The organism is Pseudomonas sp. PS01300, from assembly GCF_029960155.1.
In the GTDB taxonomy this organism is placed as follows: domain Bacteria; phylum Pseudomonadota; class Gammaproteobacteria; order Pseudomonadales; family Pseudomonadaceae; genus Aquipseudomonas; species Aquipseudomonas palmensis.
The window spans coordinates 17,154-27,893 of the sequence record NZ_JASCPN010000068.1; the positions used below are offsets into that span (position 1 = coordinate 17,154).

Genomic DNA, 10,740 nt, shown 5'->3' on the forward strand with positions numbered 1-10,740 from the left:
GTGGCCCGATCAGTCCACCTCGCTGGCCTGCGCCAGACCGCTGCGCACGCCGGAGCGCAGGGCCTTGGCCAGGCGTGCCACGGCACTGCCGATCTGGTGCGGGGTGAGCGCTGCGAAGCCCAGCAGCCAGCCGCCCTGTGCCGGCGGCGTGGCGTACAGGCGGCTGAGGCCGGGCAGGTGGATGCCCGCCCGCGCGGCCTGGCGGATCGTTTCGGCCTCGCTCCAGCCATGCTCCAGGCGGCACAGCATCTGCAGGCCGCCCGGTGGCAGCTGCGCGCTGGCGATGCCGCCCAGGTGCTGGTGCAGTGCCTCGGCCATGGCCTCGCGGCGCACGGCATACAGCGTGCGCATGGCGCGAATGTGCGCGGCGAAATGGCCGTCTTCGATAAACCGCGCCAGGGTCAACTGGGCCAGTTGCGGGGTGTGCCCGTCGAGCATGCTGCGCGCGTGGCTCATGGGCGCGACCAGGGCCGGCGGCAGCACCATGAAACCCATGCGCAGGCCGGGGTACAGCGACTTGGCGAAGGTGCCCAGGTAGATCGTGCGCTGCGCGCTGTCCAGGCCCTGCACGCAGGCGGTGGGCAGGCCGTCGTAGTGGAACTGGCTGTCGTAGTCGTCCTCGATGATCCAGCCGTTGCGCTCGGCGGCCCAGGCAATCAGGTCCAGGCGCCGCTCCAGGGCCAGGGTGACGCCGGTGGGGTACTGGTGCGACGGGGTGACGTAGACGGTGTTGGCGCCGCTGCGGTCGGCACGCAGCAGGTCGGTGCGCAGGCCGTGCTCATCCACGGCCACGGGCACCACCTGCAGCTGGGCCATCTCGAAGGCCTTGCGCGCGCCAAAGTAACCCGGGTCTTCGAGCAGGATCGGCCCGCCGGGGTCGGCCAGCACCTGCGCGCACAGGTACAGCGCCTGGCGCGCGCTGCTCAGCACCAGCACCTGGTCGGCGTGCACCCTGGCGCCGCGTTCCAGGTTCAGGTAGCGGGCGATGGCCTGGCGCAGCGGCGCGGCACCCAGCGGGTCGCCATGCAGCAGCACCTGGGCGCGGTAGTCCTTCTGGGCCTGGCGTTGCAGGCGGTCCCAGGTGTCGAGGGGGAAGTTGCGCGTCTCGGGCAGGCCGGTGGCGAAGGCCTTGACCTGCTGCTGGTCGCTGACCCCGCCGCTGGCCAGGATCGCCGCGCCACGGGCGCTGAGGCCGACGGTGGCAGGCGCGTGCTGCGGCGCGCCGGTGCGCGGGGGGCGTGCACCCAGCAGACGCGGCCCCAGGTGCTCGGCCACATAGCTGCCCGAGCCTGGGCGGCGGCAGATGCAGCCCTCCAGCTGCAGTTGCACATAGGCCATCTCCACGGTGTCGCGAGACAGTCCCAGGGAACTGGCCAGGGTGCGGGTGGCGGGCAGGCGGCAACCCGGCGGCAGTTCGCCGGCAAGAATGAGTTCGCGCAGGGCGCGCTGTACCCGCACGCGCAGCTCCAGCGGGGCCAGCTCGGCGGCGGCCAGGCGGATCTTCAGGGTGTCGAGTTGAAAACTGTGGGCCATGACGTCTGTGCAGTGAAGAAGGGCAGGCCGGCATGCTGACCTGCCAGGGCCCGGCTGTCCATGCCTGCCCTTGAACGGGGGAAGGTTACAGCGCGATCTGGTAGAGGATCGTGCCGGGGTTGACGGCCACACGGTTGTACAGCTGCTGGGCGCGATGGTTGGTCTGGTGGGTGTGCCAGTACAGGCGTGTGCACTGCTGCTGGTCGGCGGCGGCCTTGACCCAGGCGATCAGGTGCTCGCCGGTACCCTGGCCGCGCATCTGCGGGGCGACGTAGAGGTCTTCGAGGTAGCAGTAGTGGGTGGTCGACCAGGTGGAGCGGTGGATGACCCAGGTGACCATGCCGACCAGCTCGCCGTCGTACTCGGCCACTGCGGCGAACACGGGCTCGTCGGGGTCCAGAAAGCGCTTGAAGGTGGTGGCGTTGACGGCTTCGCCCAGGTCGACCTGGTAGAAGTCCTGATAGGCCAGCCAGAGCGGCAGCCAGGCCTCGAAGTCGGTGGGCTGGATGGGGCGGATGGCGAGTGATGCGGTACTGCTGGTCATCGCTGATGGTCCTCGTTGATGGCAAGGCTGCATGCCTCGCGACCTGCCCAAGCATAGGGGCAGGGCGCGGGCATCAACCGACCACTTGGAGGGCGGCGGGCAGTCCGCGTGCCTCAGGCCGCCAACACGCCGGCCAGCGCGACCAGCCGCTGTTCGACCGTGTCGCGGGGGCAGTGGCTCTGCAGGTAGCCGGCCTCGACGACAAAGTCGAAGTCCTGCTGCAGGGCATGGGCCAGGGCGTCGCGCCCGAGCAGTTCATCGACATCGATCTGCAGCAGGAAGCCATGCGGCGTGGAGGTGACATAGAGATGGGTGTGCACCTGCGGGCTGTGCCTGTGCAGCAGGTAGAAGTAGGGTTCGTCGGCACTGCCGGAAACCGGCACGTAGCCTTCGACCGACAGCGGTGCCAGTTGCGCCAGCCGCTGCGGGGTTTGCAGCCGTTGATGCAGGGCGAAGCTGAACAGCTCGGCATGGCTGCCACTCATGCGTTCCCTGGCCAGCAGGTACACCTGGTCGCGTTCGAAGCGCAGTTGGCGCAACGCGCAGTACCCGAGGGCCGAGGGGGTCTGGATCAGCACCTGGCGCCACGGCTCCCGCACCCGGGCCTGGTCGATGATGCGTTGCAACTGGGCCGGCAGCGGGCGGGTTTCGTCCAGTCGGTTCCAGAGGCAGAACAGCGTCACGCGCATGCCGTCTTCATTGGCCAGCAGGCGTTTCCAGGTGCCAGGGCCCGTGAGACCGTCGCCAAGGAACGAATGGTTGTAGCCGCGTTTGAGCAGGTAATCACCCTCGCTCAACAGCGCGCGCTCCCAGAGGAAGTCGTCGATTGCGCGTAGCCCGTGGTCGTCGAACATCTGCTCGGCCAGCGCAAGGCTGCTGGCAAAGTGTTCCTGCCAGGTGGCATGCGCGTGGCTTTGCAGCGCCCAGGCGGCGCTGCTGTGGTCGAGCAGAAAATCGATCTGGCCCTGGAAGTAGCCGTGCTGCTCGGCGTGTTCGAGCAGCGGCCGCCACTGGCTGTCGGCGACGATCAGTTTCGCCTTGGTGATTTCCTCGCGCACCTGGGTACCGCGAAAGCCGCCGACGGGCCTGTCGACGCTGGCAAAGTGCGCGAGGATGTCCAGCGCCTGCTCCAGCATTTCGCCGAGCCCGCTGACGCTGCGCTTTACATCGTCCGGCCCGTCGTAGCTGGCATTGACCGACAGGTTGACCACCAGTCGCATCCACTCGCCAAATGCCTGCGGTTGGCTGCTGCCATGGCGGCGCAGGAACATCGCATAGCCGCAGAACTGCACCAGGCGGGTGTAGTTCAGTGGCTGGTCGCTGATGGCGTGGTTGAAGAAGGCGACCTCGTCGAAGTAGTGCGCCGTGGGCAACTGGGTGGCGAAATTGCCGGGCCCCTCGCTCCAGGCTTCGAGCAACAGCATCAGGGTTTCGGAAAACGCATCATCGAGCCAGCCGTTGTCCTCGTACACCTGGTAGCTCAGGCGCTGCTGGCGGTTGCGCAGCTTGAGCAGGTCGGCTTCGTAGCCCGGCGCCTCGGGCGCGCGGGTGGCCGCGGCGACCATCTGCAACAGGTTCATCACCGCCTGGTCGAACAGGCGCATGGTCGCGGGGGCCGTGGCGTCATTGCGGGCGTTGCTGAAGTTCCAGAAAAAATCCGCCCAGCGCGTGTCCATGCGCCAGGCGAAGAAGGTCGCGGTGCTGACCGGCTTGCCGTGCATCTGCCGGGTGTGACCGTCGAACTGGGTGTGCAGGTGCCGTTCATAGCGCGCCTTGAACGTCTCGAAGGCAGTCAGCGGCATGCCGCGGGCGTTCATCTTGATGTACAGGTCGTCGGCCAGGCCGAAGTCGTCCAGGTCGAGGATCTGGAAGCTGATCACCGGCCGCTGCACATCGATCAGGCGGGCAAAACGGGCGGTGGCGGCGTTGTGAAAGCGCTCGTGCATGGCCTGCAGCATGGTCAGGCATGACTGGATGGTGGGGTCCAGGCGCCAGTGGCGAAAGTACCAGGGCTGGTCGGTGAGGTGCTCGATCAGCGAGTCGTCGGCACCCAGCGCGGGCGAGGGCGCATGCTGGCTGAGGGCGTCGAAGAACTCGCTGCTGCTGGGCCTGACGCTGTAGGCGAATCGGGCGCTGCCGTTGGCGTTGCAGAACAGCTGGGCGAAGGCTGCCAGCTCACCGTCGCGTTGCGCCAGGTACCAGTGCAGCAGAAACAGCGTGGTCAGGCGCTGCTGGCCGTCGAGCGGGACGAACTGGCGCTGGGGGTTCAGCGTGCCGTAGACGAAGTCCAGGTTCAGCGGCAGGCTCGGGTCGTCGGGCGGCAGTGCCAGGGCGCGGGCCAGGGCACCGAGGAACTCGCTGCGCACCTCTTCGGTATCGGCCCTGCCCTGGGCGTAGTCGCGCTGGATCAGCGGGATGCGGGTGCCGGCGTAGCGCTCGAACAGCTGGCCGAAGATGATCTGGCTGTTGGCGCTCATGCGTGCTGCTCCTGCGGGTCGGCGAAGAAGGCTATCAGGGTGTGCAAGAGCGCAAGCGCGTAGCCCTTGCGGTCCTGTTCGCCCCAGAACAGCAGGTGCTTGACGTCAGGGCTGTAGCATTTGAGGAACAGGTTGCGCGTGCACAGCGGCACGAACACGCCGCCCTGGTCCAGGGCCAGCAGGCGCTCGCGCTTGACCGCGAAGATCGCGTTCTTGTAGCTGCGGTTGGTCTTCTGGTCGAGCAGCGTGAGGTTGCCGATGCTGTCGTCGACCTCCTGGTTTTCGCCGAACGCCTCCAGCACTGCCTGGTGGAGCGCGTTGAAAGCCTCATCGTCTGCACCCTTGGGGTCGCCAATGAATGCCTCCAGGGCCTCGCGCAGGGGCCGGGTTTCGGTCTTGTCCGGCAGGTGCGGCAGGCAGCGCTGCAGCCATTGCTGTTTTTCCTCGGCGCCGTTGAAGCGGTGGGCGGTGACCGAGCGCACATGTTCGATGTCCCAGCGCTCCTTCTTGAAGCTGTCGAACTGGAAGCGCACGTTCGATTGCGGGTTCTGCAGCAGGCTGGCGAGGTTGAACAGCAGCAGGGTCGCGCGAATGGCCGATCTGTCCCGCTGTGAGTAGTCCAGGCCGGCGAGGAAGGGCGAGAGCGCATCGGTAATGGCGTCGCGGGTAGCCGGCTGGGGCAGCGGCGAGCCGGTCAGTTGCATGAACACGCGCTGGCGCAGGCGCTGTTCGAACTGGCTCTTGGGCAGGCCTTGCGAGAGGGCGAACAGCTCGGCCACGGCGACACCCTGCTGCACCAGAAAACCGATGATGTGGTAGAGCCGGCGGTCCTCGAACCATTCCTCCAGCAGCATGCAGGTGTTCTTGACCTGCTGCCATAGCGGTTGCGCCGAGGCGTCGGGGGCAGCCAGCCGGCGACTGTAGTGATGGAACACGGAGTAGCGCTGTCGGGCTGGCGCGCTTGCGCCTTCCAGCCGGGCTACCAGCTGGAACAGGAAGCCGATGCGGTTCTGCCCGGTGCTTGGCTGCTCGTTCAGGAAGTACCAGAGCGCGTCGTTCTGCAGGGCCTTTTCGAGTTGATCCCATTCGTGGGCGATGCGCAGTTGCTGGGGCGTTTCGCCCGAGGCGTCGTCGGCGTTGCGCTTGAGAAACAGCGCACGGATCAGCTCGTCGTCGGTCAGGGGGATCTTGCCGATGTTCAGGCGCGTGAAGGCGTCCACCGGGTTCTCGCTGGCGGCCAGCTCGTACCAGATGACCTTGGTGCGGTTGAGCAGGGTGGACTTGAAGTCGTCGACTTCGTTGTCGTGCTGATCGAACCAGTGCTCGATGCTGTGCATGGCCTGGTACAGGTGGAAGAAATCGACATTGCCGCGGGCCTGTTCGGCCGAGGGCTCGAGCAGAAAATCCGGCAGGTGCGGGCGGGTTTCGTAGCTGAGTTCGAACACCGGTGCGCGGTGTTTTTCTGTGAGCCGCTGGTTGAAGAAACGCAGAATCAGCAGCAGCGTGGTGAGGCGCTGCTGGCCGTCGACCACTTCATACTGGCCATTGTCGCGGGCCTTTAGCACCAGCGGCTGCAGGCAGTAGAAGTCGTCGTTCTGCGGGTTCTTGCGGTAGGCGAACTCGAGGATGTCTTCCAGCAGTTGTTGCACCTGCTCGGGTTTCCAGCGGTAGCCGCGCTGGTAGGCGGGGATCCAGAAGCGATTGACCGGGCTTTGCCTGTCCTCCCTGATCAGCTGGTGGACGGGCTTGGGCCGAAAATCGGGTGAGGTCATTGCAATGGTCCTTATTGCCGAGGGTGCGCAACAGCCGAGCGATGGCAGAGTGCCTTGGTAGGGCGAGGTTGGCAACGGAGTGGGCAGAAAAACCGCGTGGGCAGGTTTTGCTGGCGCTGCGCACCAGATCGCGGGTCAAGCCCGCTCCCACGGCCTGGCGGCCAGAGGCAGAGTCTGCCCGAAGGGCGTAGGAGCCGGCGTTGCCGGCGAACGAGCGCGAAGCGGTCGCAAGGCCTGAGTGCGCGGTGTGTCAGGCGAACCGCATGTGCAGGTTTTACTGGCGCTGCGCACCAGATCGCGGGGCAAGGCCCGCTCCTACGGCCTGGCGGCCAGAGGCAGAATCCGCCCGAGGCCTACATGCACGGTGTATCAGGCGAACCGCGTGTGCAGGTTTTGCTGGCGCTGCGCACCAGATCGCGGGGCAAGCCCGCTCCCACGGCCTGGCGGCCCGAAACAGATCATTGAGCCATGCATAATCCGCTTCTGCCCGCAGGGCGTGGGAGCGGGCTTGACCCGCGAATCGAGCGCGAAGCGGTCGCAGGGCCTACATGCACAATGCAGGCTTTTGCTGCGAGGCCACCGCGCCAATCGCCAGGGAAGTGCCCCTCACTCACCCCCCATCATCAGGTCCAGATTCTGCACCGCCGCCCCCGCCGCGCCCTTGCCCAGGTTGTCGAACACCGCCGCCAACAGCACCTGCTCGCCATTCTCGAACACCATCAGGCGCAGGTCGTCGGTGCCGTTCATCACCTGCGGGTCCAGGTACGTCAGCGCCTTGGCCTGCTGCAACGAAAGCACCTCGACGTGCTGCAATTGCGCATAGTGCTCGGCCAGGCACGCATGCAAGCGCTCCCCGGTAACACCCGGCGCCAGCAGCCGCAGTTGCACCGGGATGGTCAGCACGATGCCCTGGCGGAACGCACCATAGGCCGGCATGAACATCGGCCGCTGGCCCAGCCCGCTGTACTGCTGGATCTCCGGCACGTGCTTGTGCGCAAGCCCCAGCCCATACGCCTGGTATGCCGGCGCCCCGGCCGCATCCGGCCCCTCGTACAGCTCGACACCGGCACGCCCGGTGCCCGAGTAGCCCGACACGGCATGCAGGCTGGCAGGGTAGTCCTGCGGCAACAGGCCGGCATCGATCAACGGCTTGAGCAGGCCGATGGCCCCGGTCGGGTAGCACCCGGGGTTGCTCACCCGCTTGGCTGATGCAATGCGCTCGGCCTGCTGCGGGCTCATCTGGGCGAAACCATAGACCCACTCCGGGTGGGTACGGTGCGCGGAACTGGCGTCGATCACCCGCACCGCCGGGTTGCGGATGCTGGCCACCGCCTCGCGCGCGGCATCGTCGGGCAGGCACAGCATGGCGATGTCGCAGGCGTTGATCGCCTCGGCGCGGTGCTGCGGGCTCTTTCTGTGTTCGGCGGGCAGGGTCAGCAACTGCAGGTCGGTTCGGCCCTGCAGGCGCTGGTGGATCTGCAACCCGGTGGTGCCCTGGTCGCCATCGATGAATACAACGGGTGTGGCCATGAGTGTGCTCGCACGTGAAAAAGGTCAGGGCTTATCTTCGATGCGCGGTTAAGATAGGAAAAGTTGAATTTGGCAAAGGTCAGGTTCAGTTTTACTGAAGAGGCAACATCCATGCGTGAAATCAGCCTGGACCGTTTGCGTACCCTGGTGGCGATTGCCGACCTGGGGTCGTTCGCCGAAGCCGCGCGGGTGCTCAACCTGGCGCCGCCCACGGTCAGCCTGCATGTCGCCGAGCTTGAAGCACGGGTGGGCGGCACCCTGCTTTCGCGCACCCGTGGCAACGTGCAGCCCACGGCCATCGGCGAAACCCTGGTGGAGCGCGCCCGCCGCCTGCTGGCCGACGCGCAGCAGGCACTGGACGATGTGCAGCGCCAGGTGCTGGGCCTGGCCGGGCGCGTGCGATTGGGGGCGTCCACCGGGGCGATTGCGCAACTGATGCCCCAGGCGCTGGAAACCCTGGGCCATGCACACCCCGGCATCGATGTGCAGGTGGCGGTGCTGACCTCGCGCGAAACGCTCAATAAGCTCGCCGAGGGCTCGCTGGACATCGGCCTGGTGGCCCTGCCGCAAAGCCCGGTGAAGGGGCTGAGCATCGAGCCCTGGCGGCGCGACCCGGTCATGGCGTACCTGCCGGCACGCTGGGACTGCCCGGCGCAGGTCACGCCCGAGTGGCTGGCGACCCAGCCGCTGATTCTCAACGACAGCAGCACCGGGCTGTCACGCCTGACCTCGGAGTGGTTCAACGCGGCCGGCCAGCAGCCGGCGCCGCGCATCCAGCTCAACTACAACGATGCGATCAAGAGCCTGGTGGCTGCCGGCTACGGCGCCACCCTGCTGCCCAACGAAGGCTCCACGCCGCTGGCCGATGCGCGCATCGTGATGCGCCCGTTGCAGCCGCTGCTGTGGCGCCAGCTGGGCATCGCGCACCGCAGCGGCGAGGTGGAGCGTGCCACCGGCCATGTGCTGCAGGTGCTGTGGGGCTTGAGCGCGGGGTAGGGCGGGGCCGCGCAGACCTGTAGAATCCCCGCCAGGACCGCAAAGGTCACCCTGTTTCCGGAGCCAGACGCCGCATGCCTGTCATCACCCTGCTGCAAACACCCCCCGACGAACCGATCAAGGGCCAGATCCTGCAGATGGTGGTCGACTACCTGACCGACATCAGCAGCGTGGCCCTGCCGCCGAGCAACCCGCTGTACAGCCTCTACCAGTACGGTATCGGCTATGAGGTGCACCTGTACCTGGAGGCCCTGAGTGGCGCGCGCGGCATCCCGGTGGAACTGCTGGTGGCCACCGACGAGCAGGACCCCTCGCGGCTGCTGGGGTTCGTGCTGTACCTGCCGGTGCAGGACGACCCCCAGGCCTGTGCGGTGGCGTACATGGCGGTACTGGCCGGGCATCGGCGCCAGGGCATCGCCCGGGCCCTGCTGGGGCAGGTGCGCGAGCGCTACCCGCACGTGGAGCTGGCCTGCGCCGTGGGCAAGGTGGCGTATTTCGAGGCGATGGGCTTTCAGGTGCTGGGGGCACGCGGGCCGCAGGTATTGATGAACACCCGCGATCACGCCACCGAGGGGCTGCTGGCGGTGCTCGACGTGGCGCCGATCTACCGCACCCTTGAGGTCCAGCAGATTCACGCCTACCTGCTCAAGCAGCACGGCAAGCGGACCATGGTGGACGCCGAAAAGCAGCGCGACCGTCATCTGGATCAACTCACCCGCCAGGCCAGGGCATTTGTGCAGCAGCGCCTTGGCGACACGGGCGCGCAAGCCGCTGCCAGCCTGCGGCTGGTGTGAGGGTAGGGGCGTCAACCGGTGGATTTGTGCGCAGGGCAAGGAACGCCGGCCGGCACTGCGCATCCAAGCTCGATAGCGGCGCACAGGCAGGTATTGATAATGCGTCGCATCCCGTGGTGCTACGAAAGCAACACAAAATCCCGCATCATGGGCGCAGTTTGTTCAAGGGAGAGTTACATGCACGACTTATCATCCAGGCTGCGTCTGGGCGCGTTGGCGCTGGGCATGCTTGTCACCACGCTGGCGGTGGCGAGCGACGAGACGCAACTGGTCGAGTCGATCAATGGCTATCGCAGCCAGTCGCAACGTTGTGCCGAGCAGGTGTCGCTGGAGCTGCCGCCGCTGGCCAGCGACCCGCGCCTGGTGCTCCCGGCCAACGGTGTCGGTGACTTGCAACAGGCGCTGGTGAAGGCCTCGTACCCGATGGTCAGCGTGCAGGCCATCAGCCTGTCGGGGCCGCGCGATGCAGCGGCAGCGATGAAGGCGATCCAGGAGAGCTTCTGCAAGGTGGTGCTCGACCCGCAGTTCGTCGATGTGGGCGTGAGCCGCGAAGGGCGTGACTGGCGCATCGTGCTGGCGCGCCCACTGCTCAGTGCCAAGCTGGCGGAGTCGCAGGTGGAGGGGCAGAAGCTGCTCGACGCGATCAACAGTGCGCGGGCCCAGCCGCGCCAGTGCGGCGCCCAGGCCTATGCGGCCAGCGCGCCGCTGGCCTGGAATACCACCCTGGCAGAGGCCTCACAGGGCCATACGCGGGCCATGGCCAACGGCAATTTCTTCGACCACCGCGACCGTGACGGGCGCATGCCGGGCGACCGCGCCGAGTTGCAGGGCTACAGCTATCAGCTGATCGGGGAAAACATCGCCGCCGGGCAGGACAACGTGCGCAAGGTGGTTGATGGCTGGCTGGCCAGCGCCGGGCATTGCGCCAACCTGATGAACCCGCAGTTCAAGGAGCTGGGCGCGGCTTATGCGGTGGACCCCAAGAGCGATGCGGGGATCTACTGGACGGCGATGTTCGGGACGAAGTGACAGCATCGCGGGTCAAGCCCGCTCCCACAAGGCACACCGCCATCCTTGTGGGAGCGGGCTTGACC

Annotated in this window: 8 protein-coding genes; 3 read left to right on the top strand and 5 right to left on the bottom strand. The window is 66.9% G+C overall.

Annotated elements, in window-relative coordinates; genetic code table 11:
- Positions 1–9 precede the first annotated feature (9 nt).
- From QMX96_RS23190 to argC, 5 genes are all read right to left on the bottom strand, one after another.
- Positions 10–1,533, bottom strand: a complete 1,524-nt coding sequence (locus tag QMX96_RS23190) for a PLP-dependent aminotransferase family protein (RefSeq protein ID WP_282362547.1) — start codon at positions 1,531–1,533, stop codon at positions 10–12.
- Between the two features lie 85 nt (positions 1,534–1,618).
- Positions 1,619–2,077: a GNAT family N-acetyltransferase gene (locus QMX96_RS23195; RefSeq protein WP_054915360.1), complete on the bottom strand. Its 459-nt coding sequence runs from the start codon at positions 2,075–2,077 to the stop codon at positions 1,619–1,621.
- Between the two features lie 113 nt (positions 2,078–2,190).
- On the bottom strand, positions 2,191–4,554 hold the full coding sequence (locus QMX96_RS23200) for a DUF262 domain-containing protein (RefSeq protein ID WP_282362548.1): 2,364 nt from the start codon (positions 4,552–4,554) through the stop codon (positions 2,191–2,193).
- Positions 4,551–6,326 carry a DUF262 domain-containing protein gene (locus QMX96_RS23205; RefSeq protein ID WP_123752516.1) on the bottom strand — a complete coding sequence of 592 codons (1,776 nt, stop codon included), beginning with the start codon at positions 6,324–6,326 and terminating at the stop codon, positions 4,551–4,553. The genes QMX96_RS23200 and QMX96_RS23205 overlap by 4 nt, the downstream gene beginning before the upstream one ends.
- Before the next feature lie 606 nt (positions 6,327–6,932).
- Positions 6,933–7,856: an N-acetyl-gamma-glutamyl-phosphate reductase gene (gene argC, locus QMX96_RS23210; RefSeq protein WP_100633949.1), complete on the bottom strand. Its 924-nt coding sequence runs from the start codon at positions 7,854–7,856 to the stop codon at positions 6,933–6,935.
- A 111-nt stretch (positions 7,857–7,967) separates the two neighbouring features.
- Between argC and QMX96_RS23215 the strand changes: the two genes are divergently transcribed.
- From QMX96_RS23215 to QMX96_RS23225, 3 genes are all read left to right on the top strand, one after another.
- Positions 7,968–8,852: a LysR family transcriptional regulator gene (locus tag QMX96_RS23215; protein ID WP_043860492.1), complete on the top strand. Its 885-nt coding sequence runs from the start codon at positions 7,968–7,970 to the stop codon at positions 8,850–8,852.
- Positions 8,853–8,926: 74 nt separating this feature from the next.
- Positions 8,927–9,646, top strand: coding sequence for a GNAT family N-acetyltransferase (locus tag QMX96_RS23220; RefSeq protein WP_282362549.1), 720 nt, complete (start codon positions 8,927–8,929; stop codon positions 9,644–9,646).
- A gap of 177 nt (positions 9,647–9,823) precedes the next feature.
- Entirely contained in the window at positions 9,824–10,675 is an 852-nt protein-coding gene (locus QMX96_RS23225; RefSeq protein ID WP_043860494.1) for a CAP domain-containing protein, read from the top strand.
- Positions 10,676–10,740: the final 65 nt, after the last annotated feature.

Coding starts and splice junctions, on each gene's coding strand:
- QMX96_RS23190 (WP_282362547.1), bottom strand. CDS start 1,533: ATGGCCCACAGTTTTCAACTCGACACCCTGAAGATCCGCCTGGCCGCC.
- QMX96_RS23195 (WP_054915360.1), bottom strand. CDS start 2,077: ATGACCAGCAGTACCGCATCACTCGCCATCCGCCCCATCCAGCCCACC.
- QMX96_RS23200 (WP_282362548.1), bottom strand. CDS start 4,554: ATGAGCGCCAACAGCCAGATCATCTTCGGCCAGCTGTTCGAGCGCTAC.
- QMX96_RS23205 (WP_123752516.1), bottom strand. CDS start 6,326: ATGACCTCACCCGATTTTCGGCCCAAGCCCGTCCACCAGCTGATCAGG.
- argC (WP_100633949.1), bottom strand. CDS start 7,856: ATGGCCACACCCGTTGTATTCATCGATGGCGACCAGGGCACCACCGGG.
- QMX96_RS23215 (WP_043860492.1), top strand. CDS start 7,968: ATGCGTGAAATCAGCCTGGACCGTTTGCGTACCCTGGTGGCGATTGCC.
- QMX96_RS23220 (WP_282362549.1), top strand. CDS start 8,927: ATGCCTGTCATCACCCTGCTGCAAACACCCCCCGACGAACCGATCAAG.
- QMX96_RS23225 (WP_043860494.1), top strand. CDS start 9,824: ATGCACGACTTATCATCCAGGCTGCGTCTGGGCGCGTTGGCGCTGGGC.